The sequence below is a fragment of the Streptomyces sp. NPDC058051 genome (assembly GCF_042885475.1).
GTDB lineage: Bacteria > Actinomycetota > Actinomycetes > Streptomycetales > Streptomycetaceae > Streptomyces.
On the sequence record NZ_JBHVRW010000010.1, the window covers coordinates 92,520 to 117,319 of the forward strand.

Annotated in this window: 21 protein-coding genes and 1 pseudogene; 18 read left to right on the top strand and 4 right to left on the bottom strand. The window is 69.0% G+C overall.

All coding sequences use genetic code 11. From position 1 onward, the window contains the following. Positions 1 to 161: 161 nt before the first annotated feature. The 4 genes from ACFVUT_RS17870 to ACFVUT_RS17885 all read left to right on the top strand — a co-directional run bounded on the left by ACFVUT_RS17870 (position 162) and on the right by ACFVUT_RS17885 (position 7,474). A complete protein-coding gene (locus ACFVUT_RS17870) occupies positions 162 to 1,364 on the top strand; it encodes a cytochrome P450 (protein WP_389649671.1) in 1,203 nt (400 codons plus the stop codon). 32 nt (positions 1,365 to 1,396) lie between these two features. Further along, a complete protein-coding gene (locus tag ACFVUT_RS17875) occupies positions 1,397 to 1,588 on the top strand; it encodes a ferredoxin (RefSeq protein ID WP_389649668.1) in 192 nt (63 codons plus the stop codon). 421 nt (positions 1,589 to 2,009) lie between these two features. Beyond that, entirely contained in the window at positions 2,010 to 5,987 is a 3,978-nt protein-coding gene (locus ACFVUT_RS17880; protein ID WP_389649666.1) for a metallophosphoesterase, read from the top strand. 362 nt (positions 5,988 to 6,349) lie between these two features. Continuing rightward, on the top strand, positions 6,350 to 7,474 hold the full coding sequence (locus ACFVUT_RS17885; RefSeq protein ID WP_389649663.1) for a HupE/UreJ family protein: 1,125 nt from the start codon (positions 6,350 to 6,352) through the stop codon (positions 7,472 to 7,474). A gap of 72 nt (positions 7,475 to 7,546) precedes the next feature. Here ACFVUT_RS17885 and ACFVUT_RS17890 read toward each other — a convergent pair whose 3' ends face one another. Next, a complete protein-coding gene (locus ACFVUT_RS17890; protein ID WP_389649660.1) occupies positions 7,547 to 8,659 on the bottom strand; it encodes a LacI family DNA-binding transcriptional regulator in 1,113 nt (370 codons plus the stop codon). 133 nt (positions 8,660 to 8,792) lie between these two features. Here ACFVUT_RS17890 and ACFVUT_RS17895 point away from each other — a divergent pair, with 133 nt between their 5' ends. From ACFVUT_RS17895 to ACFVUT_RS17920, 6 genes are all read left to right on the top strand, one after another. Further along, positions 8,793 to 9,719 (top strand): carbohydrate ABC transporter permease, encoded by a 927-nt coding sequence (locus ACFVUT_RS17895; protein WP_389649657.1) that lies wholly within the window; start codon positions 8,793 to 8,795, stop codon positions 9,717 to 9,719. A gap of 4 nt (positions 9,720 to 9,723) precedes the next feature. Then, the gene (locus tag ACFVUT_RS17900) at positions 9,724 to 10,656 is read left to right on the top strand and encodes a carbohydrate ABC transporter permease (RefSeq protein ID WP_389649654.1); all 933 of its coding nucleotides are present in this window, start codon (positions 9,724 to 9,726) and stop codon (positions 10,654 to 10,656) included. Between the two features lie 186 nt (positions 10,657 to 10,842). Next, positions 10,843 to 12,183: an ABC transporter substrate-binding protein gene (locus ACFVUT_RS17905; protein ID WP_389649651.1), complete on the top strand. Its 1,341-nt coding sequence runs from the start codon at positions 10,843 to 10,845 to the stop codon at positions 12,181 to 12,183. Between the two features lie 39 nt (positions 12,184 to 12,222). After that, positions 12,223 to 14,265, top strand: coding sequence for a beta-galactosidase (locus ACFVUT_RS17910; RefSeq protein WP_389649648.1), 2,043 nt, complete (start codon positions 12,223 to 12,225; stop codon positions 14,263 to 14,265). Positions 14,266 to 14,393: 128 nt separating this feature from the next. Continuing rightward, positions 14,394 to 16,433, top strand: coding sequence for a glycoside hydrolase (locus tag ACFVUT_RS17915; RefSeq protein WP_389649645.1), 2,040 nt, complete (start codon positions 14,394 to 14,396; stop codon positions 16,431 to 16,433). 199 nt (positions 16,434 to 16,632) lie between these two features. Then, a complete protein-coding gene (locus tag ACFVUT_RS17920) occupies positions 16,633 to 16,821 on the top strand; it encodes a winged helix-turn-helix transcriptional regulator (protein ID WP_389670986.1) in 189 nt (62 codons plus the stop codon). An 89-nt stretch (positions 16,822 to 16,910) separates the two neighbouring features. Here ACFVUT_RS17920 and ACFVUT_RS17925 read toward each other — a convergent pair whose 3' ends face one another. Next, positions 16,911 to 17,606, bottom strand: a complete 696-nt coding sequence (locus ACFVUT_RS17925; protein ID WP_389649639.1) for an HAD family hydrolase — start codon at positions 17,604 to 17,606, stop codon at positions 16,911 to 16,913. A gap of 587 nt (positions 17,607 to 18,193) precedes the next feature. On the opposite strand from ACFVUT_RS17925, the gene ACFVUT_RS17930 reads away from it, so the two are divergent. The 4 genes and pseudogenes from ACFVUT_RS17930 to ACFVUT_RS17945 all read left to right on the top strand — a co-directional run. Then, the gene (locus tag ACFVUT_RS17930) at positions 18,194 to 18,847 is read left to right on the top strand and encodes a ScbR family autoregulator-binding transcription factor (protein ID WP_389649636.1); all 654 of its coding nucleotides are present in this window, start codon (positions 18,194 to 18,196) and stop codon (positions 18,845 to 18,847) included. Between the two features lie 519 nt (positions 18,848 to 19,366). After that, positions 19,367 to 20,422 (top strand): ribosome small subunit-dependent GTPase A, encoded by a 1,056-nt coding sequence (gene rsgA, locus ACFVUT_RS17935; protein ID WP_389649893.1) that lies wholly within the window; start codon positions 19,367 to 19,369, stop codon positions 20,420 to 20,422. A 17-nt stretch (positions 20,423 to 20,439) separates the two neighbouring features. Continuing rightward, positions 20,440 to 21,186 carry an SAM-dependent methyltransferase gene (locus ACFVUT_RS17940; protein ID WP_389649633.1) on the top strand — a complete coding sequence of 249 codons (747 nt, stop codon included), beginning with the start codon at positions 20,440 to 20,442 and terminating at the stop codon, positions 21,184 to 21,186. A gap of 62 nt (positions 21,187 to 21,248) precedes the next feature. Next, positions 21,249 to 21,555 (top strand): annotated as a pseudogene (locus ACFVUT_RS17945) (hypothetical protein); the annotation flags it as partial. Between the two features lie 125 nt (positions 21,556 to 21,680). Here the strand turns inward: ACFVUT_RS17945 and ACFVUT_RS17950 are convergent. After that, positions 21,681 to 22,127, bottom strand: coding sequence for an anthrone oxygenase family protein (locus ACFVUT_RS17950; protein ID WP_389649630.1), 447 nt, complete (start codon positions 22,125 to 22,127; stop codon positions 21,681 to 21,683). Positions 22,128 to 22,218: 91 nt separating this feature from the next. Between ACFVUT_RS17950 and ACFVUT_RS17955 the strand changes: the two genes are divergently transcribed. Together ACFVUT_RS17955 and ACFVUT_RS17960 are read left to right on the top strand one after the other, a co-directional pair. Continuing rightward, a complete protein-coding gene (locus ACFVUT_RS17955; RefSeq protein ID WP_389649627.1) occupies positions 22,219 to 22,797 on the top strand; it encodes a TetR/AcrR family transcriptional regulator in 579 nt (192 codons plus the stop codon). 174 nt (positions 22,798 to 22,971) lie between these two features. Next, the gene (locus ACFVUT_RS17960) at positions 22,972 to 23,154 is read left to right on the top strand and encodes a hypothetical protein (RefSeq protein ID WP_389649624.1); all 183 of its coding nucleotides are present in this window, start codon (positions 22,972 to 22,974) and stop codon (positions 23,152 to 23,154) included. Positions 23,155 to 23,169: 15 nt separating this feature from the next. Here the strand turns inward: ACFVUT_RS17960 and ACFVUT_RS17965 are convergent, their stop codons facing one another. After that, entirely contained in the window at positions 23,170 to 23,478 is a 309-nt protein-coding gene (locus ACFVUT_RS17965) for a hypothetical protein (RefSeq protein WP_389649621.1), read from the bottom strand. A 232-nt stretch (positions 23,479 to 23,710) separates the two neighbouring features. On the opposite strand from ACFVUT_RS17965, the gene ACFVUT_RS17970 reads away from it, so the two are divergent. Together ACFVUT_RS17970 and ACFVUT_RS17975 are read left to right on the top strand one after the other, a co-directional pair. Next, entirely contained in the window at positions 23,711 to 24,259 is a 549-nt protein-coding gene (locus ACFVUT_RS17970) for an HAD domain-containing protein (protein WP_389649618.1), read from the top strand. Positions 24,260 to 24,326: 67 nt separating this feature from the next. Further along, positions 24,327 to 24,764 carry a glutaredoxin domain-containing protein gene (locus tag ACFVUT_RS17975; protein WP_389649616.1) on the top strand — a complete coding sequence of 146 codons (438 nt, stop codon included), beginning with the start codon at positions 24,327 to 24,329 and terminating at the stop codon, positions 24,762 to 24,764. Positions 24,765 to 24,800: the final 36 nt, after the last annotated feature.

The window sequence follows — 24,800 nt, forward strand, 5'->3', positions numbered from 1 at the left end:
CGCCCGGTCCACGTCCGGTCCCGTCCCCCCGGCAGGACCGGACACGGTCGCGGCGGGGACACGGCGTGGCTGCCGAACCGTGCGTATGCTGGTCGGGGGAGTGAGGCACCTGGTGGGGGACACCGGTCGTGATTCCTTCCGTCCTCACCGCGAGGCCCGCCATGGCAGACACTGACACCGACGCCGTCTCCTTCCCGCAGGACCGCACCTGTCCCTACCAGCCGCCGGTGGAATACCGGCCCCAGGGGGACGGGCAGCGGCCGCTGTCTCCCGCCCGGCTCTTCGACGGCCGTCGGGTGTGGCTGGTGACCGGGCATGCCGAGGCGCGTGCGCTCCTGGTCGACGGGCGGCTGTCGGCCGATCGGGAGAATCCGGCGTTCCCGGTGTTCACCGAACGGGTGGCCCGGATCCGGAGACGGCGTGTCGAACTGCTCGGTGTCGACGACCCGGAACACCACACACAGCGCCGGATGCTCATCCCGAGCTTCTCCGTGAAACGGATCGCCGGACTGCGGCCGAGGATCCAGGAGACCGTGGACCGGCTGCTGGACGCCATGGTCGAGCAGGGGCCGCCCGCCGATCTGGTGAGCGCCTTCGCGCTGCCCGTTCCCTCGATGGTGATCTGTGCGCTTCTCGGCGTTCCCTACGCCGACCACGAATTCTTCGAGGACCGGTCGCGCGTGTTGCTGCGCGGTCCCGGGGCTGCCGATATCGAGGCGGCGCGCTCGGCACTCGACGACTACTTCCGTGCGCTGATCGCGCGCAAGCGGACCGACCGGGGCGACGGGCTGCTCGACGAGCTCATCACGCAGCAGCTCGAAGCCGGGGCCATCGACCGCGACGAGCTGGTGCAATTGGCCGAGATCCTGCTGGTGGCGGGCCATGAGACGACCGCGAACATGATCTCTCTCGGAACGTTCACCCTCCTCCAGCACCCGGATCAGCTGGACCGGTTGCGCACGTCCGAGGACCTGATGCCGGCCGCGGTGGAGGAGCTGCTGCGCTTCCTGTCGATCGCCGACGGGCTCTCACGGGTGGCGACGGACGACATCGAGGTGGGCGGGGTGACCATCCGGGCCGGCGACGGCGTCATCCTGTCGACCTCGGCGATCAATCGGGACGAGGCCGCGTACCCGTCGCCGGACGAACTGGACCTCGGCCGGCAGCAGCGGCACCATGTCGCCTTCGGCTTCGGGATCCACCAGTGCCTCGGCCAGAACCTCGCGCGGGCCGAGCTGGAGATCGCGTTGCGCACGCTCTTCGACCGGCTGCCGGAACTGCGGCTGGCGGCACCCGCCGACGAGATCCCCTTCAAACCCGGCGACACCATCCAGGGCATGCTCGAACTGCCCGTGGCGTGGTGACGGAAGCCCCTCCTGGAAAGGACGCTGCGGTGATGCGGATCAGTATCGACAGGGATGTGTGCATCGGGGCCGGGCAGTGCGCGCTCACCGCGCCTGACGTCTTCACGCAGGACGACGACGGTTTCAGCGAGCTGCTGCCTGGTCACGAGGGGGACGTGGCTGACCCGATGGTCAAGGAGGCCGCCCGCGTCTGCCCGGTACGGGCGATCACGGTGGAGCAGTAGCGCGGTCGCGCAGGGCCTGGGCGCCGGGCTTGTGCGCCGGGCTTGTGCGTCGTACGCCGTGCGCCGTACGTATGCGTCGAGCCGACGCCGACCGTACCGGCCATGTCGGGAACGCCGACCAGGCCGGTGGTGACAAGGCGTCAGCCTGCCTCGTGCGAGGGCGGTTTCGCCGTACTCCGATTGCTTGCTGATCCTCAGCCCGTCGCTTGAACCGCGGCTGTCCGGGCGCCCCCACGGCCGCATGGCCGAGATGTGGTCGGTGTCCCGGCCGGGGTCGTGCCTGTGGACCGGGATCCTTCGGCTTCCCGTTCACAAGGGATTCCGTTCCGTTCATCTGTGCTGTCCAAGATTCGTCATGGGCATGTCGCACATCGTCGCGACGTGCCCTTCACCTTGTGGCGATCAGGAAGGACGGCTGCTGATGCGGCCAACACAGCGGCGCATAAGGCCCGGTGGCAGATCCGGCGGACTACGGCTTGCGGGGGCGGCTCTCACCGCACTGCTCCTCGTCAGCGGCAACGTGACGACGGCGCACGCCGAGACCGGTGCCGATCAGCGCGCACCAGGGCGGAGCGGGTCGGCGGCAACCACGGCTCTGCCGACCCTCACCCCTGGCGACGGCGCGTATCTGGAGGGAACGGAGAAGATCTCGGCCGCACCGCGGCTGGCCGGTGACTCCGTGACGGGGCTCGCGGTCGACGGGCGGGCGATCGACGCCGAACGCACGGTCGGGGTGTCCCGGCTCGGCTTCGACGTCGGGTCGAACTCGACGGAGGCCCGCTATCACAACCACGTACTCGTCAACGGCGAGTACCGGGCCGACATCGGAGACCTCGTCAACGAGCGGGGAACGATCGAGATCCCCAACCAGCACCTGGTCAAGGGCGAGAACACGATCGAGTTCTTCGCCGGAACGGTCGACAGCTCGTGCGGCACCAACTACGACGACTTCGTGCTGTCCGACATCAGCCTGGACCTGCTCGGGGAGGTCGCGGACGGTGAGGAGAACGAGTACACGTACTCCTTCGGCGACGGCAGCTGCGGTTCCAACACCTCGCTGCTGACGAAGGCCACGCTCAGTTTCTTCGTCCTGGGCGACCCGCAGGGCACCACCGGCCTCGAAGCCGACCTGGACACCACGAAGTTCACCAACGGCGCACACGTCCTCACCACGACGACCGCCTCGGGCAAGACCGTCAAGAACACCGTGACGGTGAACAACGCCCCGGCGGGCGCCCCTCGCCTCCTGCCCGAGGACGGCACGCTGGTGAAGGGCCGGCAGCCGGTCTTCGCCAACCTCCCGGCGGGCACCGAGGGCGGGGTCGATTCGCTGACCGTGGACGGTGACGCGCCCACCGCCGATCCGCATCTCGGCAACGGCGCGGCGACCTTCTCCTTCGACGTCGGGTCGGATCCGATCGACGACCGGAACGACAACTACCTGCTCGTCAACGGCAAACGCATCGATCTGGGCGGCACCTGGGTGAGCCAGCGGGTCGACCTGGCGATCCCGGCACGCCACCTGGTGCCCGGCGACAACACCCTCACGATCGTCACCGGCCCGTACAAGGAGAGCTGCGGCAACGACCGCGACGACTTCGACATCGCGCGGCCCACCCTCACCCTCGACGGCGCAACCGTCACAGGCCGCGACATCGCGGACTCGTACGCCCTGGGCGACGGCACCTGCGGCAGCAGCGACACCCGCCTGCGCGAAGTGGAACTGCACTACACGATCGACGCCCCGGCCGTGCGGGTCTCCGACACCCTCGGCTCGGGCAATGCGACGCTCGGCTTCACCGTGGGCAGCAACTCGATCGAGGCCCGCTACCAGAACCACATCCTGGTGAACGGTCAGAAGCACCTGATCGAAAGCGACTTCGTCAGCCGGCACGTCGACCTCACCTTCCCGAACGAGTGGCTCGTCCCCGGCTGGAACACGATCGACTTCGTCACGGGCACCTATCCGACGTCGTGCGGCGACAACCGCGACGACTTCGCCGTCTCCGGCATCACGCTCACGCCGGCCCACGGCACCGCCACCGGCCGGATGGTCAAGGGCTCGTACAGTTTCGGCGACGGCAACTGCGGCGACAACGTCAACCCGCTGACCGAGGTCGACCTGGAGTTCTTCGTCGACGGCCCGGCCCAGGGCCTTCGCACCGATCTCGACACCACCAAGACCGGCGACGGCAGGCACACCCTCGCCGCGACGTCGAAGACCGGCCGGACCGCGACCCGCACCCTGGTCACCGACAACGCCGCGCCCCGGGTCGCCACCAGCGTCCCCGCCGCCGGGCAACGGATCACCGCCTCGGTCGTCCTCGACGTCCGCCTCACGGACCTCTCCGGCATCGTGACCGGCCCGGACGTGAAGCTCGACGGCAAGCCGATCCAGCTCGGCACCGCGGTGGGCCCCGGCCTGGTCGCAGGCGCGCACACGCTGTCGGTGTCCGGCACCGACAGTCTCGGCAACACCGGCACCCGCGAAGTGAAGTTCACCTCCGCCGGCATCCCGGACACCCCCGCCGACCTCACCCCGAAGTCCGGTACGACCGACGCGGGCCGCAACGTCGAACTGTCGGCGAAGGTGGCCGAGCCCGGCGGTGGCAAGGTGAGCGCCACCTTCTCCGAGGCCGAGATCCTCACCCCCGACCAGGTGTACGAGGGCACGGCGCGGTCCGTTCCGACGACGCTGAAGGTCGCGGGCGAGAAGAAGGTGAAGGCCGACGGCCTCGCACCCGCCGACGGCAGGACCATGGACGCGCCGGCCGCCGAGGACGTCACGTACCAGAGGTTCGACGTCCGGGTGAAGGGCCACGTCGACGCTCCGGTGCTGCGCTGGGAGGGCGTCATCGACCCCGAACGGCTCGCGGCCCTGCGCGTGTGGAACACCGCGACCTTGCAGTGGGACGTCCTGACCAGTGCCCGCGGCGCCACCGAGGGCAACACCGTCCTGACCGCCGTCGTCGACGGGAAGTACGTCGACCGGCAGAAGGTACACGTCATGGTGACCGGCGAGGACCCGTTCACCGACGACATCGACGCCGGTGACCCGAACGGATTCGCCGACCCCGACTCGTACGACTTCTCGATCGTCCACTACACCGACACGCAGTACCTCTCCGAGGGCGCGGTCGAACAGGAGACGGCCGAGGAGCGCGCGGTCTGGGAGAAGGCGTACGGCGACGTCTCGCGCTGGATCGCCGACAACAAGGACAAACGCAAGATCGCGTATGTCGCCCACACCGGCGACATCATCGAGAACAACATCCGCAAGCCCGCCGACGACGCCACGCGGCGTCAGGTCGTCGGCGAGCTGGAGATGTCCTCGAAGCAGCAGAAGATCCTGGACGACGCGGGAGTCCCCAACGGCGTGATCGCGGGCAACCACGACAACCAGTCAGGCACCGAGAACGGTCCCGACGCGATCTACAACCGGTACTACGGGCCCGACCGCTACCAGACGCTCTCGAAGGGCTGGGAGCACGCCGAGTACGGAGGGCCGTGGCGCGAGGGCGACAACCAGAACCACTACGACCTGTTCTCCGCCGGCGGCCTCGACTTCGTCGTCGTCGGTCTGTCGTACGGGGTCACGCGCGAGGAAGCCGAATGGGCCGACTCGATCTTCAAGCGCTACCCCGACCGCAACGGCATCCTGCTCTCGCACGACTACCTCGCTCCGAGCAGCAACCCCGACGGACGCGGCGCCCCGTTCTCCGCGCCGGACGGCTCGATGCTGTACAAGAAGGTGGTTCAGGACAACCCGAACGTGTTCCTGATCCTCGCCGGTCACGAGCACGGTGTCGGAACCAATGTGAAGCCCCGGGTCGGCGAGGTCGCCCACGACGTCGTCGAGCTGCTCGCGGACTACCAGTTCTACACGGTGTCCGCGGACCGGCTCGGGCTCACCGAGATCGGCGGCTACCAGCCGAAGGACCAGCTCCAGTTCGGCGCGAGCTTCTTCCGGATGCTCCAGTTCGACGTCGACCGGTCCGAACTGACCGTGGACACCTACTCCCCGCTGCTCGACGAGTTCGGTGCCACCGAGTACGACACGAACCACCGTTACGACGGCACCGAGGACAACATGGTCCTCCCGGTCGATCTGAGTTCCCGCACGACGACCTTCAAGACCGACTCGCTGGCGCTGTACAACCCCGTGCGCGTGATCGGGAAGGCCAAGGCCGACTCCGGTGAGGTCGCCTCGGTGACCTGGAAGGGGCTCAAGCCCGGTACGACCCACGCGTGGTTCGTCACCGCGCGCTCCTCCGGCGGCGGAGTGACCGCCTCCGAGCCGAGCGCCTTCGTGACCAAGGACGTCCACGGCCGGCCCGGCACCTGGGGGCCGCACGTGTCCGCCTACCCGTGGTTCACGTCGTCCGCCGACCGGAGGTGACCGGCTGACCCGCCGGGAGCGCCCCTCCGGCACCCATGCCCGCCGTCCCGGACCCGACCGGTCCGGGACGGCGGGCCCTCACCGGCCAGTCCTTCACCGCCCGGTTCCGCACGGCCGGTCCGCTGAGGCCCGGTTCCGCACGGCCGGTCCTCCGAGGCCCGGTTCCGCACGGCCGGTCCGCTGAGGCCCGGTTCCGCACCGCCGGTCCTCCGAGGCCCGGCAACTCACCGCCCGGCCCCCTGTCCCCGGCAACTCACCGCCCGGCCCCGAGAACGAGAACCGAGACCGTCATGCGTCCCGTCCCGTCGCCCCTGCCCACCCCTCTGCCCCCCGCCCGGCTGTCCCGCCTCCGGCCGTGCCGGTTGACCGCAGCGCTCCTCACCACCGTCGCGGCCCTGGTGGCCGTGCTCGCCGCCGCGCTCGCCCACCCGGCACCCGCCGCCGCGCACGACGCGACCTCCACCGCGTACGTCGAGGTGGAAGGCTCGGGGACGCGTGTCGAGGCGACACTCGACCTCGAATACGACCTGCTGATGAAGTCGGCCTGGCTCTACGCCGAGGCGTACGCGGCGAAGGGACGCACGGAGCAACTGCACCAGCTCGGCCTCCACGCCGATGAGGTGACCGAGTACGTCACCGGCCGCTTCGCCGTCACGCACGACGGCACCACCTGCACCCCTCGTACCGTCGGAGCCCCGGACGTCCGCACCCGTGGCACCCGGCCGTTCGCCGTTCTGACCCTCGCCTACGACTGCGAGGCGGGCGCGGAGGGCGCCTACACGATCTCCAGTGCCCTGTTCCCCGACGCCGAGAGCTTCGTGCACAGCACGGAGACGATCGTCCACTACGCGATCGACGGGCACCGGGGCTCCCAGGTCCTGACGGCCGCCGAACCGACCCTGAAGACCGCGGGGCATCAGGAGCCGCGGCAGATCGTGGAGTTCTTCCTGCTGGGCACCGAGCACCTGCTGTTCGGCCTCGACCACATCCTGTTCCTTCTGTCCCTGCTCATCGGCGCCCGTGGCCTGCGCGACATCGTCCTCACGGCGACCGCCTTCACGGTCGCGCACAGCGTCACGTTCCTGATGGCGGCCACCGGCGTCGTGAGCGTGCCGGGATCGGTCGTGGAGCCGGTCATCGCAGCCTCCATCGTCGTCGTGGCGCTGGCCAATGTCGTCCTGCGCGACCGTGTGGGCACCGGACGCCTGCGTCTGCCGGTCGTCTTCCTGTTCGGTCTCGTCCACGGTCTGGGCTTCGCCGGGGCGCTCGGCATCGACGACAGCTGGTCCTGGGAGCTGCTGCTTTCGCTGCTGAGCTTCAACGTCGGTATCGAGGCGGTGCAGTTGGGCATCATCGCCGTGGTGTTCCCGCTGCTGGTGCTCCTGCGCCGGACTCCCGCACACCGCTGGGCCCTGCCCGTGATGACCGCGCCCGTCGTGATCATCGGCCTGTACTGGTTCTGGGACCGTGTGACAGTCGCGGCGTGACCCGCCGAAGCCCGGCGGTGCCACGGCTACCGGGTCGGCGGTGCCACGGCTACCCGGCCGCCGGTGTCACGACTACCTGGCCGGCGGCGCCGCTGTGCTCCGCCGCACCACGAGTCGTGTGGGGACGAGCGTGGTGCCGCGGTCCGTTTCGCTGTGACGCACCTGCCGCAGAACGCCCTCCACGCAACGGCGTCCCACTTCCGCGAAGTCCTGATGGACAGTGGTCAGCGGCGGCAGGAAGGAGCCGGACTCCGGAATGTCGTCGAAACCGATGACGGAGACGTCGTCCGGCACCCGGCGGCCGCGCTCCTGCAGGGCCCTCAGCAGCCCGAGCGCCATCTGGTCGTTGGCGGCGAACACCGCCGTGCAGTCGTCCTGCTCGGCAAGGTGGAGGCCCGCGCGGTAACCGGAGTCCGCCGACCAGTCGCCACGCACGAGCGGCGGCGGAACGCGTCCCGCCGCGGCGAGGGCCGCGCGCCAGGCGTCGGCTCTGCGCTGCGCGGCGAACGACTCCTCCGGTCCCGCCAGGTGCCACACCGTCCGGTGGCCCAGGTCGAGCAGGTGCCGTACGGCGTCGCGGGTTCCGCCCGCCTGGTCGGTGTCGACCACGCTGTAGCGGTCCCCGGCGTCCGAGTCCGCCACGACGACCTTGACCTGGGGCGGCAGGGACAGGCGGGCCGCGTCGAGAAGGTGGACTTCCATGATGACGATGGCGGCGTCGATGGCGAGTTCTCCCAGCCGGGAGAAGGCGCCGCGAACCTCGTCATGCGTGGGAACGGCGACAGGGAGCAGCGTGACGGCGTAGCCCTCCTGCGCGGCCGACGCGGCGATCGCCTCCAGCGTACGGACGTTGCCGGTCGTGCCGAGCGTGAACGTGATGACGCCGATCGTCCGGAAGTCGCCGCGTTTCAGGGCGCGCGCCGCGCTGTTGGGGCGGTAGCCGAGCTCCTCCATGGCCGCCAGAACCCGCTCCCGCGTCTCCTCGTTGACGCCGGGGAACCCGTTCGACACACGGGACACCGTCTGCGAGGAGACACCCGCGGCCCGGGCGACGTCCGCCATCGACGCGTTCTGTGTACGGCGCCGCGCCCCGCTCCTGCCCCGCGCCGGAGCCCTGTCCGTTGTACCCACCGTCTCCCTCACCAGCTGCGTTTCGTCCGCCGAGCAACCCTTGACCGTCGTCATCAGGGCAGTGTAAACATTCCCTCACCGAAATGTTTACGTAAACATAACAGCCATCGGCTACGCGCTTGCAGAAATGTTTACGCAAACATCAGGCGGCTTCACCCGCGAGGAATGTACGAGCGAGGGACGCAAGATGACGACGCTTCAACCGCCGGCCGTCACGGGCCGACGTCCGGCCAGGCCACCGGTGCGACGGACGCGCCGCTCGTGGACGGGATGGGGGTTCATCGGCCCCTTCGTGCTTGTCTTCGCCCTGGTCTTCCTGGCGCCACTCGCGTACTCGGTCTACCTGAGCCTGTTCCGTACGCAGCTCATCGGCGGCACCAGCTTCGTGGGCCTCGACAACTACCAACAGGCCCTGCAGGACGGACAGTTCTGGGACAGCGTCGCCCGCGTCGGTCTCTTCCTCGTCGTGCAGGTCCCGATCATGCTGGGCATCGCTCTGCTCGTCGCACTCGCCATCGACAGCGGACGCCTGTACGGCAAGGAGTTCTTCCGGATATCCGTCTTCCTGCCGTACGCGGTGCCCGCCGTCGTCGCCACCCTCATGTGGGGCTTCATGTACGGCACCCGCTTCGGCCTGGTCGGCGACATCAATGACGCCCTCGGTGCGAATCTGCCCGACCCCCTCTCGCCCGACCTCGTCCTGGCGTCGATCGGCAACATCGTCACCTGGGAGTTCGTCGGCTACAACATGCTGATCTTCTACTCCGCGCTGCGCGTCGTCCCGCACTCGCTCTACGAGGCCGCGGAGATCGACGGTGCCGGCCAGTGGCGTGTCATCGCGGCGATCAAGCTCCCCGCGATCCGCGGAGCCCTCGTCATCGCCACGATCTTCTCGATCATCGGCAGTTTCCAGCTCTTCAACGAACCGACCATCCTCCAGAAGCTGGCACCCAACGCGATCACCACGGACTACACCCCGAACTCCTACACGTACTCGCTGTCCTTCTCGGGCCAGCAGCACAACTACTCCGCGACGGTCGCCATCGTCATGGGCGTGATCACCATGATCGTCGCCTATGTCGTCCAGCTGCGCGGCATGCGCAAGGGAGCGTGACCCGATGAGCAGCACCACCACCGCCCCCGCACCCACGACACCGCCGAAGTCCGCCGCCCCGCGGCTGCGCACCCCGCGCCGCCGCACGCCGGGACGCCCCCGGCGCAGCGTCCTGCTGACCGTGCTCACCGGCATCGTCGTGCTCTACAGCCTCGCACCGCTGCTGTGGCTGGTGATCAGCGCCACCAAGACGCAGAAGGGACTCGCCCGGTCCGTCGGCCTCTGGTTCGACGGGGACTTCGCCCTCTGGGACAACATCAGCGAAACGTTCACGTACCACGACGGAGTCTTCGTCCGCTGGCTCCTCAACACCCTGCTCTACGTGGTGGTGGGCGCGGGCGGTGCCACCTTCCTCGCGGTGCTCGGCGGATACGCGCTCGCCAAGTTCGACTTCCCCGGCAAGCGCGCCGTGTTCGCGGTCGTCATCGGCGCGGTCGCCGTGCCCGCCACCGCCCTCGCGGTCCCGACGTTCCTGATGTTCAGCAAGATCGGCCTGACCGACACCCCGTGGGCGGTCATCATTCCGTCCCTGATCTCGCCGTTCGGCCTCTACCTGATGTGGGTGTTCGCGACCGAGGCCATCCCGACCCAGCTGATGGAGGCCGCGCGCATCGACGGCGCGGGCGAGGTGCGCACCTTCTTCCAGGTGGCCCTGCCGCTGCTGGCCCCCGGCACGGTCACCGTGCTGCTCTTCACCACGGTCGCTACCTGGAACAACTACTTCCTGCCGCTGATCATGCTGAAGGACCCCGACTGGTACCCGCTGACGCTCGGTCTCGACAGCTGGAACAAACAGGCGTCCACCGCCGGCGGTGAAGCCGTCTTCAACCTGGTCATCACCGGCTCGCTGCTCACGATCGTGCCACTGATCGCGGCGTTCCTGCTGCTCCAGAAGTACTGGCAGTCCGGGCTCGCGGCCGGAAGCGTCAAGGAATAGCCCCGCGGGGCGATTCACCGCTCACGACCCGCTGCCTCACCGTCCGCGGAACCACCGGTCACGCCGGGCGGAACCGACGAACACCGTCCGCCGAACCACCGGTCGCGTTGCGTGGAACCAACGCATCACCGTCCGCAGAATCACCGATCACCGTCCGTAGAACCACGACGAAGTGGAAGCCTCACCATGCCCAAGCACACCCGCCGACTGCTGCGCGGCGTAGGTCTCGTCTGCGCACTCGCCCTCGGGGCCACCGCCTGCGGCGGCTCCGACGATGACAGCTCCGGTCGGACGAAGGTCGGCGCGGCCGACATCCAGGCCGCTTTGAAGGAGGGCGGAACCGTCACGGTGTGGGCGTGGGAGCCCACCCTCAAGCAGGTGGCCGACGACTTCGAGGAGAAGTACCCGAAGGTCGACATCCAGCTGGTCAACGCGGGCACCAACAACGACCAGTACAAGGCCCTGCAGAACGCCATCTCCGCGAAGAAGGGCGTCCCCGACGTCGCGCAGATCGAGTACTACGCGCTCGGCCAGTACGCCCTGACGAAGTCCGTCACCGACCTGAAGCCCTACGGCGCCGACAAGCTCGCCGACTCCTACTCGCCCGGTCCCTGGAACTCCGTGAAGTCCGGCGACGGCGTCTACGGCCTGCCCATGGACTCCGGGCCGATGGCACTCTTCTACAACAAGAAGGTCTTCGACAAGTACAAGATCGCCGTACCGACGACGTGGGACGAGTACCTCGAAGCGGCCCGCACGCTGCACAAGGCGGACCCGAAGGCGTACATCACCAGTGACCTCGGTGACGCGGGCCTGACCACCAGCCTTCTGTGGCAGGCCGGTTCGCGCCCGTACAAGGTCGACGGCACCACGGTCGGCATCGACTTCGACGACGCCGGCGCGAAGAAGTACACCGAGACCTGGCAGAAGCTCATCGACGAGAAGCTCGTCGCGCCCATCGCCGGATGGAGCGACGACTGGTACAAGGGCCTCGGCGACGGCACCATCGCCACCCTGCCCACCGGCGCCTGGATGCCCGCCAACTTCGCCTCCGGTGTGAAGGACGCGGCCGGTGACTGGCGCGCCGCCCCGCTGCCGCAGTGGACGGAGGGCGCCGACGCCAGTGCGGAGAACGGCGGCAGCTCGCTCGCGCTGCCCGAGCTCGGCAAGAACAAGGCACTCGCCTACGCCTTCGTCGAGTACGCCAACTCCGGTGCCGGTGTGCAGACCCGAGTCAAGGGCGGCGCCTTCCCGGCCACGACCCAGGACCTGAACTCCGAGGCGTTCCAGAACACGGAGTTCCCGTACTTCGGAGGCCAGAAGGCCAACAAGATCTTCGCCGATTCGGCGAAGAGCGTGCCCACCGACTGGAAGTACCTGCCGTACCAGGTGTACGCCAACTCGATCTTCAACGACACCGTCGGCAAGGCCTACGTCTCCGGCACGAAGCTGTCGCAGGCCCTGAAGACGTGGCAGGACGCATCCGTCAAGTACGGCACGGAGCAGGGCTTCACCCTCCAGAAGTAACCCCTGAAGCTCCCATCCGCACAACCCCTGGAAGGACCCATGACCTCCCCCCTCACCACCCGTTTCCCCTACGCGGCGGGCAGCGACGGCACCCGACGGCTGGCCTACGGCGCCGACTACAACCCCGAGCAGTGGCCGCGAGAGGTGTGGCGGGAGGACGTGCGGCTCATGCGCGAAGCCGGCGTGAACATCGTCTCCCTGGCGATCTTCTCCTGGGCCCGCCTCCAACCGGCCGAGGACACCTGGGACTTCGCATGGCTCGACGAGATCATGGACCTGCTGCACGAGGGCGGCATCGGCGTCGACCTGGCGACCGCCACCGCCTCCCCGCCCCCCTGGCTCACCACGGCGCACCCGGAGATCCTCCCGGTGACCGCCTCCGGTGAGACAGTGTGGCCGGGCGCACGGCAGCACTGGCGCCCGACCTCGCCCGTCTTCCGGAACCACGCGCTGCGCCTGCTGAGAGAGCTGGCGACGCGCTACGCGGACCACCCCGCACTGGTCGCCTGGCACGTCTCCAACGAACTGGGCTGCCACAACATCTACGACTACTCCGACGATGCCGCCCGCGCCTTCCGCACCTGGCTGCGCCGTCGCTACACCACTCTCGACGCCCTCAACCACGCCTGGGGAACGGCCTTCTGGTCCCAGCACTACAGCGACTGGGAGCAGATCCTGCCGCCGCGCCTCGCGGCATCGCACCCCAACCCGACGCAGCAGCTGGACTTCAAACGCTTCTCGTCCGACGCACTCAAGGACCACCTCCGCGCGGAGCGGGACGTCCTGCGCGAGATCAGCCCCGGCGTGCCCGTCACCACCAACTTCATGGTCATGGGCGGCACGAAGGGCATGAACTACGCGGACTGGGCCGGTGAGATCGACTTCGTCTCCAACGACCACTACGTACAGCCCGGACCGCAGGACCGCGACGAGCTGTCCTTCTCCGCCAACCTCACCAGCGGGATCGCGGGCCACCGGCCGTGGTTCCTCATGGAGCACTCCACCAGCGCCGTCAACTGGCAGCCCGTCAACCTGGCCAAACGACCCGGCGACCTCGCGCGCGACTCGCTCCTGCACGTCGCGCACGGCGCCGACGCGGTCTGCTTCTTCCAGTGGCGCCAGTCGGCGGCCGGCGCCGAGAAGTACCACTCCGCGATGGTTCCCCACAGCGGTGCGGACAGCGAGGTCTTCCGCGCGGTCGTCGACCTCGGCCGGACGCTGGAGGCACTGGCTCCCGTCGCAGGCACGGTGCGCGAGCCCGCCCGGGTCGGCGTCCTCTTCGACTGGGACTCCTGGTGGACGAGCGAGCAGGACTCGCATCCCACCTCCCGCCTCGACTACCGCCAGGAAGCCCTCGACTGGTACTCCGCCCTCCACACCCTCGGTGTCCGGGCCGACATCGTCACCCCGCAGGCCGAACTCGACACGTACGACCTTCTGATCGCGCCCGTCCTGCACGTGGTCCCGGCGGCGCTCGCCAAGGTGCTCACGCGCTACGCCGAGAACGGCGGCCACCTCGTCACCACCTACTTCTCCGGTGTCGTCGACGAGAACGACCACGTCTGGCTCGGCGGCTACCCGGGCGCACTGCGGGACCTGCTCGGCATCCGGATCGAGGAGTTCGGCCCCCTGCTCGCCGGCGACACCGTCGAGCTGGACAACTCCACCACGGGCAGCCTGTGGACCGACCGGATCTCCGTCACCGACCCGGAGGTGGAGGTGCTGGCCCGCTATCGCTCCGGCACGTACACGACCCGGCCGGCCGTCACCCGCCGTACGACGGGGGAGGGCTCGGCGACGTACGTCTCCACCCGCCTCGGTGCCGGAGGTCTCACCGCGCTCCTGCCCGAACTCCTCGCCACGGCCGGGGTCGGGAGTGAACTGCCCGGCCCCGCACGAGGCCGCGTCGAGCTGGCCGTCCGCCGCGACGGTGACAGCCGCTACCTGTTCCTGATCAACCGGACCGACGAGCCGGTTTCGTTGCCGGACTTCACCGGGGACGTCCTCCTGGGCAGCACCGAAGGAGGATTCGTGCTGCCCCCGCGGGAAGTCGCCGTGCTCCGCCGGCCCGTCGCCCCCTGACCCCTTCCGCTCACATCCTGTCCTTCCCCTTCCACCTGTACAGCGCCACCTGTAGGGGGCCGTGCCGTCCTGCCCGCACGCCGAACGGCACGGCCCTCACCGCGATCGCATACGCCTGGGAGCACACGTTGGCACGCCGTACCCGCACCGCACGACTCCTCGCTGTCGCCACCACCACCGCACTGGCCACCGCCACCGCCCTTCTCACCGCGCCGCCGGCTCCGGCCGCCGCGGCGCCCGCCACCGTCACCGTCCGTCCGGACCCCTCCTACCAACAGAAGCCGTTCGAAGGCTGGGGCACGAGCCTCGTCTGGTTCGCCAACGTCACCGGCGGCTATCCCGAGGAGATCCGCCAGAAGCTGGCCTCCCTCCTCTTCGGCGACGAGGGCCTCGCCCTGAACATCGCCCGGTACAACATCGGCGGCGGCAACGCACCAGGCACCAAGGACTACCTCCGGGCCGGGGGAGCGGTGGAGGGCTGGTGGAAGGCCCCGGAGGGCACCACCCGCGAGGACACCGACTGGTGGGACGCCGACGACCCGGCGGACTGGAACCCGGACGCCGACGCCACTCAGCGCTGGTGGGTCGACCGGATCAAGAACGACGTCGACCACTGGGAGACGTTCAGCAACTCGCCGCCCTGGTTCATGACGAAGAGCGGCTACGTCTCCGGCGGGTTCGACGCCACGCAGGACCAGCTCAAGTCCGATTCCGTCGACGACTTCGCCGCCTATCTCGCGGGCGCCACCAAACGCTTGGAGAAGGCCCACGGCATCAAGGTCGACACCGTCGACCCGTTCAACGAACCCAACACCGGTTACTGGGGCACCCGATTGGGCGCCGACGGCGAGCCGACAGGAGGCCGCCAGGAAGGCGCCCATATCGGCCCCGAACTCCAGCAGCAGGTCGTACGGTCCCTCGCCCCCGCGCTGAAGAAGGCGAAGACCGGCGCGGAGATATCCGCGATGGACGAGACGAACCCGGGCATCTTCGCAACGAACTGGAACACCTATCCCGCCGATGTGCGTGACCTCGTCGGCCAGATGAACGTCCACACCTACGGCACGGGCAACCGCACAGCGGTCCGCGACCTCGCCAAGGCGGCGGACAAGCCGCTGTGGATGAGCGAGGTCGAGGGCGACTGGGGCAACGGGCAGTCGTTCACCGATATGCGACCCGGACTCGGTCTCGCCCAGCACATGGTCGACGACCTGCGCGAACTGGAGCCCCGCGCCTGGGTGTTCTGGCAGCCCGTCGAGGACTTCGACAACATGCGACCCGGCGGGGAGTCCGCAGCGGGCGGCAACTGGGGCAGCATCCAGATACCGTTCAGCTGCACTTCTCAGGACACACTCGCCACGTGCCCGATCCGCACGAACACGAAGTTCGACACGGCCCGCAACTTCACGCACTACATCAAGCCCGGCGACCGGCTGGTCACGGTGGACGACACGTCCAGCGCCGCCGCCGTCTCACGGTCCGGTGACTCCGCCACCGTCATCCACGTCAACGGGACCACGGACGCCCGTACGGTGACGGTGGACCTGTCGAAGTTCCGACACATCAAGGCCGACGCCACCGTCACCCCCGTCGTGACCAGCGCCGACGGCAAGCTCCAGCGGCACGGCGCCGTCCCGGTCAGGGACAGGAAGGCCACCTTCACGGTGCCGGCCCAGTCGGTGACGTCGTTCGTCGTCGACGGTGTGTCCGGCGCCGCGAAGGATGCCGCGCTGCTGCAGAAGGGCCACACGTACGCACTGTCCGGTGTGCAGAGCGGAAAGGCGCTCACCGCCTCCGGCGACGGCCTCGTCATCCGGACGGCGGGCACCGGCTCCTCGGACTCCGCGCAGCGGTGGCGACTGCGGCAGACCAGCGGGGAATCCGACGGCAACGGGCAGCGCTACGTGTTCACCGACCCGGCGGGGCGCAACCGCCTGGCCGTACGTGACGACATTCCGGTCCTCGAACCCGACAAGGGCAAGCGCGACGCGGCCACACAGTGGATCATGTCGACGACCGGGGACGGCACCTGCACCCTCGTGAACGCCGCCACCGGCAAGCTCCTCGAAGTCGGCGGCCAGGCCACGAACGACGGCGCCGCGGTGACGACCTGGTCACCCAACTCGGGCTCCAACCAGCGGTGGCGGGTGACCGACGTGACCGGCTGAGCCGGCACCCTCCACGGCAGGAGGAACCGTCACGGAGGGTGTGGGGAGCGGGCCGAGTGTCCCGCTCCCCACACCCGCCCCGAGGACCGGGCACATGGGCCCGCGCGGCGCAGAGTGCCGGCTCCTCCCGGTCTCGGCGCTGTGCACATCGGCGACGTGCGCGCGTGACTGCCAGGCGGTGAGCGCCGCGGTCCGACCGATGCGATGCAACGAGCTGCGGCGCGTCCTCGACGGCATCACGCAGAGGATGCTGCTCCAGACACCGCGAGCTCCGGAACGGGACGGCCTCGTCAGCCGCACTGCCCATCCGACCGTGCCCCCTGGCCGTCCGGCCCACCGCGATGCCTCAGAGGGGTTCTCCCGGGCGTACGTCACGCACGCCTGCTGAGCCGGTCGATCCCACGCGTGGGACGGGGCCGACGCGCAACGGGCTCCGTTCTCGCCGTGGGCGCGGATCTCCGTGTCGCGCCCGGCGACTCACGCGCGGGGCCCGGCCTCCGCGATCCGGGCATGGGCCCAGTCCGTCAGCTCCGGGTCGTTGAGGGCGTCGACCCAGAGATCGGCGCGGTCCGCGCCCTCTCCGGCTGGGCGTGGGCCCACGCCCAGCACCCGCAGGCCCGCGCTGTGTGCCGCCTCGATGCCCGTGACGGAGTCCTCCACGGCCAGCGCGTCCTGCGGGTGTACGCCGCAGGCGAGCACCGCGGCGGCGTATACGTCCGGATGCGGCTTGGGCTTCAAGGCGTCGCCCGCGACGACGATGTGCTCGAAGTGACGCAGCAGCGCGGCCCGCTCCAGGCAGAACTCGACCACGTCCAAAGGGCAGTTGCTGGCCACCGCGAGCGGCAGGTGCCGCGCGGTGAGTCGGACGAGAGCGGCGGCGCCCGGCATGGCGACGGGGTCATCGGCGACCAGTGCCGTGAAGTGCCGCTTCAGCGAGTGGGTCATGGCGTCGGTGAGCTCGGGCTTCCCGGTCTCCTGGGCCATGAGGCTCCCGCACTCGATGTAGTGCACTCCCTTCGCTCGCTCGGCGAAACCGTACGGGGGCCGCAGGCCGAACTCGCGGAAGACATGATTGCGGGCGTTCTGCCAGTGGCGTTCGGTGTCCATCAGAGTGCCGTCGCAATCGAAGACGATGGCAGCCGGGGACCAGTTGAAGATGCGATGAGCTGTCATTTTCCCTGCCGTTCTCAAAGAGTGCGCCGACCCCGATCCGTCATGGGTTCCGCGAGGTGACGGACCGCGGGGAGGCGCGCTCTACTGCTGGGACGTGGATGCCGAGGAATTTTCGATGAGCGTCTGCCAAGACGGCCGATTCACCTCTGTGGAGCCCGCCGCCCAGGACTTTTGTCCGCTCCCGCGGAGCGAGCCCGAAAACATCGTGGTCACTACGTTAATTTCGCGGCGAAGAAAGACGCAATCACTACATCGAGTGTTTTATGAAGAGCTGATCATGAAGAGGGTGCCCGGCATCCCGGCGCGCGGAGTTCGGTGCGTGCGCCGCACGCGGCGCCACTAATATGTGCAACTACTTTGATATGATGCCGAGTTGAATAAATCGCCCGTAACGGTCCACCTGGGGGTGGAGCGGCATGCGGATGTGTCCACGCGAGAGCGTGAACTTTCCCGATGTCACCCACATGTACGCACGGTCGAAGAATAATAAGAATTCCGCGAGAACTGCTTCCGCGCCGTCTGTGTGCGGGCGCACACAACTTCCTTGCGTCACATGCATGACATGAATTATCGAAGGTGGAACACACGTGCAAGACAGGGCGCTAGTGACCCGGAAATCCCTGTTGGAAGCTGCGGCGCACCTCTTTGTCGAACGGGGGTACGCCGGCACCAGCATCAACGACATAAGCAGCCGTTCGGGGAAGACCAGCGGGGCGATCTACTTCCACTACTCCAGCAAGGAGAAGCTCGCGCTCGCCGTCGTCCGCGAACAGTTCGCCACATGGCCGCAGCTGGCCCGGCACTGCGCGAATCCGGACGTGCCACCGCTTGAGATGCTCGTCGCACTGAGCTTCGAGATCGCCAGGGCCCTGAGCGAGGACGTCATAGCCCGTGCCGGTGCCCGCCTGTGGATCGAGCGCCGCAGCATCGACGCGGCCGTGCCCGCGCCGTTCGCCGCCTGGATCGCGGCCGCGACGAGGCTTCTCGCCGATGCCCGGGCCGGAGGCGAACTCGCCGAGGACGTCGAGCCGTCCGACACTGCCACCACACTCGTATGCGCGTTCTTCGGCCTCTGTACGCTCACCGGCGAGGTCACGGGGGAGGGGGACCTCGCGGCCCGGCTGCACCAGTGGTGGCTTCTCGCCCTGAAGGCGTTGCAGGCGCAGGAGGAACCTGCCGCTCTGATCGCGCGGGCGCGGGCGCGGTTCTCCGCGGACGACCCGCCTGCCGGGGCCGGGTGACGGACCGAGGGGCACTGGCCGGGGCTCCCCGGACGGTCGGCCGCCTTGACCTGGCCGTACAGGTCACCTGGTCGGCGCGGGAGCAAACGGCCGTTTCTGACAGTTGCGCCGCGTGCGGGTGTGGCCTTCCTGTCGCCCTACCGAGTCGAACGGCCGCGCGTTGCGCGCTTCCGCTGTTGCGCGCCGGAGGTTGTTGGTGGTCTGCGTCTCGAACGTGCAGCCCAAGCGGCGCCGACGTTCGCGGAGGGTGTTACGGTGGTGGCCCGAGCGACGACCAGTTCGCTCACGGAGACTGAAGGAGGTGAGTTGATGACTGTCGTGGAGAACACCGCTGTGTGCGGTGCCCGGATCATCCTCACTTCCCGGGCCTCGTCCTGACCTTCGCCTGCCTTCCTCCTTCGTGGGAGTAGTCCCGGCACGCCTGCCGTCCGGCGGGGCCCCCTTTCAAGGGTCTCCACGTTGTTTCATCAACCCACTTCACACCAACCTGCTCACTCTCCTCCTGGGCGCGTCCTGACTCTGGCCGACTACGGCTGGGACACGGAACGTGAGCGTTCCTTCACCCGGTCGCGGGCCGACGGACTGGTTCCGGGCCGCGTCGTGCGGGCCGAGCGCGGCCTGTGCGATGTCGTCGCCGAGACCGGACCCGTCCGCGCGACGGTCGTCCCCTCGGCAGTCGCCGGTGACCGGCCGACGCCGTGCACCGGTGACTGGGTGGCCGTCCGGCCGGCCACTGCGGCCACCTCCGCCACCGTCGTCGCGGTACTGGAGCGCCGGACCGCCGTGGTCCGCTCCACGGTGTCGCGCACCTCCCAAGCCCAGGTACTGGCCACGAACGTCGACACCGTGGCGGTGACCGTCTCGCTCGCCGACCCCCTCAGGCACGGGCGGATCGAGCGGATGCTCGCCCTGGCCTGGGACAGTGACGCCACGCCTGTGGTGGTGCTCACCAAGGCCGACCGGTGCGTCGATGCTGTGTCGGCGGCGTCCGAGGTGGCTGCGGTCGCCCCGGGTGTGGAGGTGCTGGTCACCAGCGCTGCCACCGGTGAGGGCATGGACGTCCTCGCCGCCGTCCTGTCGGGCACGGTCGTCCTGCTCGGGCCCTCGGGTGCGGGCAAGTCCACGCTCGGCAACCGCCTGTTGGGCGAGGACCTCCTGACCACCGGCGCGGTGCGCGACAGCGATGGCAAGGGCCGGCACACCACCGCGTGGCGGGAGCTGTTGCCGTTGCCCCACGGCGGGGTCCTGCTGGACACCCCGGGCCTGCGGGGCGTCGCCCTGCACGATGCCGACGAGGGCCTGGAGCAGACCTTCGCCGAGATCACCGAACTGGCGCGGGACTGCCGCTTCGTGGACTGCGCCCACACCACCGAGCCGGGCTGCGCCGTGCTGTCCGCCGTCGAGGACGGCCGTCTCACCCGGCGGCGCCTCGACAACTACCACCGGCTGCAGCGCGAGAACACCTACGCCGCCTCCCGCACCGACGCGCGGCTGCGCGCCGAGCTGGAGCGGCCGAAGAAACAAGGCGCGCGCCTTCGACGCGCACTCAAGCAATCCCCGCACTTCAAGGCATGACGGAAAGGAATCTGGTCATGGACCTTCCTCGTATCTTCACCATCCGTGAGAGCAGTCACCGGATCCACAACCCGCTGACCGCGGACAAGTTCGCCGCCCTGGGTGCATCGCTCCACCTCGCCCCCGGGACACGGGTGCTCGACCTGGCCAGCGGCTCGGGCGAGATGCTGTGCACCTGGGCGCGTGACCTGGGCTTCACGGGCACCGGGGTCGACATCAGCACGGTCTTCACCGAGCAGGCCCGGGCCCGCGCCGCCGAACTCGGCGTCACCGACCGGGTCGAGTTCGTCCACGGTGACGCCGCCGGCCATGTCGCGGACCAGCCGGTCGACCTCGCCGCCTGCGTCGGCGCCACGTGGATCGGAAACGGCGTCGCCGGAACGGCCGAGCTGCTCAACCGCAGCCTCCGCCCCGGAGGACTGATGCTGATCGGCGAGCCGTTCTGGCGGCAGACCCCTCCGGACGAGGAGACCGCCCAGGCCTGCCACGCCACCGGCATCGCCGATTTCCTGCTCCTCCCGGACCTGATCGGGCAGTTCCAGGATCTCGGGTACGACGTCGTGGAAATGATGCTGGCCGACCAGGACAGCTGGGACCGCTACGCCGCGGCCCAGTGGCTCAACATGCGCCGCTGGCTCGACCGGAACCCGGACGACGAACTGGCCCCCGAGGTACGGGAAGAACTCACCACCGAACCCGCCCGCTACGCGCGCTCCACGCGTGAATATCTCAGCTGGGGAACCTTCGCTCTCATGAAGCGCTGACGCTTCCGTCCCGTGCGGGGTCCAGGCGTCACACCGTCCGGACCCCGCACGGGACATGTCGTCACCGCGCCTACCTGCGCAGGCGCGGCATCAAGGCCGTCATTCCGGAGAGACGGGACCAGGCCCCCACCGGAAGAGGAAGGGCCGCAAAGGGGTACGCCCCGTCGACCACGACGCCGAGCTCTGCAAGAAGAGGAACACCGTCGAGCGCCTGACCAACAAGCTCAAGGCGCGGCGGGCATCGCGGCCCGCTGCGACAAGCCCCCGAAAAGCTACCTCGCCGGGCCTCACCTGCGTGCCTCGGTGATCTGGATCAGAGACCCCACCCGAACCAGAGCCGAGAGCCACGCAAGTGAGCGACGGGCGTAGCTTGTCGCGATCGTAGTTGGGAGCTCTCAGCGGCAGCCGCATTCCCGGATGCCGGGATTTCGGTGGTCCGCTGCCGCCCGGGGAGTGGGGATGGTGCGCCACCGGCGTGGTGTCGGCCCGCGGGCTCAGCCGCGGGCGGCCACCAGCAGAGCGAAGGCGGCGATGATGACGGCCACGCGGACGTAGTGGAAGCGGTTCCAGCGGTTCATCTGCTCCTTCCAGTCGTCGGGCCGGTTCTCGACGGTCCATGTCTTGCCCCGGTTGTTGATCGGGACGAGCAGCAGGAGCGACATCACCACGCTGAGGATCAGCAGCGCGCCGGCGGTGACGACGAGTCCGGCTCCGTCGTGGTGCCGTCCGGCGACGGCCCAGACCGCGGCGAGGACGAGCGAGCCGATGTACCAGACCGGCATGACGGCGCCGAGCATCCGGGCGCCGTGGCTTCGGGCGCGTTGGCCGCTCTCGTCGGGGAGGGCGTTGAAGATCGGGTTCATGACGAAGGCGACGGAGAACTCCACTCCCACCATCAGGCCGACGATCACGGTGGTGACGATCTCAAGCGCGTTGAGCATGGCTACCCCTCCTGGAATCTAGTGTTGCTAGATGATGAGGCAACGCTAGTACTGCTGCCGCTTGATTGTCTAGCGGTGCTAGGATCGAATCATGTCGGTACAGGAACGCAAGGAGCGCGAACGGGCTGTCCGTGAGCGCCTGATCGTGGCGACGGCCCGTGAACTCGCCGAGCAGCAGGGTTGGGACGCGGTCACCACCCGCCGGCTCGCCGAGCGCATCGAGTACAGCCAGCCCGTCCTCTACAGCCACTTCCGCGGCAAGCGCGAGATCATCGGCGCCGTCGCCCTGGAGGGCGCCGCCGAGATGGCTGTGGCGCTGCGGGCCGCGGCCTCCGCCGCGAGCGGCCCGCGGGCCCGGGTCACCGCCCTCGCCCGCGCCTACCTCGACTTCGCCGAGCGCAATCCGGCGGTCTACGACGCCATGTTCCAGCTCGACGGCGGCCTGGCGTTCGCGGACGAGGAGACCCCGGAGCCGTTGAAGGACGCCTTCGCCGCCCTGCTGGAGACTCTCGGTGAGGTCGCCGGGGAAGGAGTCCACCCTGCACTGTTCACCGAGGTGTTCTGGGCGGCCCTGCACGGTCTGGCGACCCTGACCCGGGCGGGACGGCTGCCCACGGGGGACGCCGAGCGGAGAGCGGAGCTGCTGGTGGACCGGCTCGCCGTGGTCTGACATGTCGTACGGCCGGGCAGTAGGGGTCTTCGCGCCCGGCTGCCTGCCTGCGGCACCGCTTCCGGTCACTCACCGCCCACGCGGCGCAGCCGCAGATCGGCGGCCCCCTTCTTCGGGTTGATCCCGCCCGAATACCGCGTCTGGAGGAGGTCCGCACCCACCTCATCGACCGCCTTGCAGGAGGCCGAGGCCAGGGAGCAGGGCCGGCTCGGGGAGGTCGCCGCGGCCGAGACGACCCTGGCCGCCGCACTGCAGAAGCTGGAGGCCATGCGTGATCTGACCGCGAAACACACCACCGTCCACCTCGGCACGCCCGACTTTCGCAGGAGCGCCGGACGTCTTGATGCCGAGCTGTGACGGTGGCGCCTCGAATCAGTAGCGTCTGTCCAGGGCATCAACGAGGCTGCGGAGTTCGCGCGCCCGCCGTCGAGTCATCGCCGACATCACCGCTTCAAGGTGCTCGCGGGCCTGCCACGGGTCTCCGCAACAGGCCCACTCCGTGCAGCCGTCGCTCCCGTAGTCCCAGAGGCGACGATTCGGCTGGTGAACGAAGCTTCTCCAGCGCACCACCGATGCCCCGATCGAGCCCGGCCACAGGTACTTCTTCTGACGCTCGATCCGTCGAACCTCAGCGAGTGCTGCCGAGGACAGGCCATGGATGGTAGTGATGTCGTCCTGCATCCGAGGCCGACGCGAAAGCTCGGTACGGACGCGGCCAGGCCGTCTACGCGGCATCGGCCTTTCTGGTGATCGTCATGACGGTCATCTTCCCACCAGCGGAAGCCATCCGGCCAGCGTCGAGCGCAAGGACGGAACACCGTTCGACACCCGCGCTTCGCCGCGAGGAGCGGAGGCCACTCATCGGACCTTCTTATCGGGTCGGACTGTCAGGATGAGCCGCTATCGTGCAGCCGTGACCGGTTCCGGGCAGCGTCCACTGCTCTTCCTCGATGTCGACGGACCCCTCATTCCCTTCGGCGCGGCGTCGCAGAAGTATCCGACGTATCAGGCGAGTCCTGAACCACGGGGAGCCGACTCGAACCCGCTTCTGGCCAGGATCAATCCCGAGCACGGGCGCCGGCTGGCGGCGCTACCGTGCGATCTGGTCTGGGCCACGACGTGGATGGCCGACGCGAACGAGTGCATCGCTCCGCGGATCGGCCTGCCCCAGCTGGACGTCGTGATCTGGCCGGAGCCATCCGATACTGATGAGCAGGACGAGCGGAACGGGCTGCACTGGAAAACCCGCACACTTGTCCACCGGGCTGGAAGGCGCGCATTCATCTGGGTCGATGACGAGATCACGAACACCGATCGAACCTGGGTGTCTGCACACCATCAAGGACCTGCCCTGCTCCATCGCGTCGACCCCCGTCAGGGCCTGACCGACGCTGACTACGCCACTCTGAACAAGTGGCTGCAGAGGACCATCGGGGCGCCCCCGGCGCATGGTTCGGCGTGAAGCGGGCCCACGAGTCAAGCAGCCCACGACACGCCGAAGAGCCGGACGTCGAATAGCCTGCCTCAACATGACGCGCGCTTGGATCTTCCCGATGTCGCTTGTGGTCTGCGGCTCACTCGTTGCGACCACGATGGTCGTCAGGGGATTTCCCGGCGCGGCCGTTGCGCTACTGCTGGTGTTCGTCCTGCTCGCAGGGCTGAACTCGCCGCTGGCGTTCCCGCGGTCGATCGGTGCGGCGGAGGCACAACGCCGCAGCGCGGTCGACGGCCGACCGATCGTCTACTGGCGGGCGGGCTGCACGTACTGCCTGCGCCTGCGGATCCGGTTGGGCCGCAGCGCCCGCCGGCTGCATTGGGTCGACATCTGGCGCGACCCGGCTGGGGCAACGGCGGTGAGGGCAGCCAACGATGGCGACGAGACCGTGCCGACCGTCGTGGTGGCGGGCCGGCCGCACGTCAACCCCGATCCCGAATGGGTGCGCGGACAGCTCCCCCCATCCACGTGATGGGGAGCGGTTCACCAATCCCGGGCCTGCGCCCTC

What these genes read in the sequence shown, in the direction of transcription:
- ACFVUT_RS17895 (WP_389649657.1), top strand. Translation starts at nt 8,793, where the DNA reads ATGACGACGCTTCAACCGCCGGCCGTCACGGGCCGACGTCCGGCCAGG.
- ACFVUT_RS17940 (WP_389649633.1), top strand. Translation starts at nt 20,440, where the DNA reads ATGGACCTTCCTCGTATCTTCACCATCCGTGAGAGCAGTCACCGGATC.
- ACFVUT_RS17880 (WP_389649666.1), top strand. Translation starts at nt 2,010, where the DNA reads ATGCGGCCAACACAGCGGCGCATAAGGCCCGGTGGCAGATCCGGCGGA.
- ACFVUT_RS17965 (WP_389649621.1), bottom strand. Translation starts at nt 23,478, where the DNA reads ATGCAGGACGACATCACTACCATCCATGGCCTGTCCTCGGCAGCACTC.
- ACFVUT_RS17890 (WP_389649660.1), bottom strand. Translation starts at nt 8,659, where the DNA reads ATGACGACGGTCAAGGGTTGCTCGGCGGACGAAACGCAGCTGGTGAGG.
- ACFVUT_RS17920 (WP_389670986.1), top strand. Translation starts at nt 16,633, where the DNA reads ATGCGATGCAACGAGCTGCGGCGCGTCCTCGACGGCATCACGCAGAGG.
- ACFVUT_RS17955 (WP_389649627.1), top strand. Translation starts at nt 22,219, where the DNA reads ATGTCGGTACAGGAACGCAAGGAGCGCGAACGGGCTGTCCGTGAGCGC.
- ACFVUT_RS17875 (WP_389649668.1), top strand. Translation starts at nt 1,397, where the DNA reads ATGCGGATCAGTATCGACAGGGATGTGTGCATCGGGGCCGGGCAGTGC.
- ACFVUT_RS17905 (WP_389649651.1), top strand. Translation starts at nt 10,843, where the DNA reads ATGCCCAAGCACACCCGCCGACTGCTGCGCGGCGTAGGTCTCGTCTGC.
- ACFVUT_RS17975 (WP_389649616.1), top strand. Translation starts at nt 24,327, where the DNA reads ATGACGCGCGCTTGGATCTTCCCGATGTCGCTTGTGGTCTGCGGCTCA.
- ACFVUT_RS17950 (WP_389649630.1), bottom strand. Translation starts at nt 22,127, where the DNA reads ATGCTCAACGCGCTTGAGATCGTCACCACCGTGATCGTCGGCCTGATG.
- ACFVUT_RS17925 (WP_389649639.1), bottom strand. Translation starts at nt 17,606, where the DNA reads ATGACAGCTCATCGCATCTTCAACTGGTCCCCGGCTGCCATCGTCTTC.
- ACFVUT_RS17910 (WP_389649648.1), top strand. Translation starts at nt 12,223, where the DNA reads ATGACCTCCCCCCTCACCACCCGTTTCCCCTACGCGGCGGGCAGCGAC.
- ACFVUT_RS17900 (WP_389649654.1), top strand. Translation starts at nt 9,724, where the DNA reads ATGAGCAGCACCACCACCGCCCCCGCACCCACGACACCGCCGAAGTCC.
- ACFVUT_RS17870 (WP_389649671.1), top strand. Translation starts at nt 162, where the DNA reads ATGGCAGACACTGACACCGACGCCGTCTCCTTCCCGCAGGACCGCACC.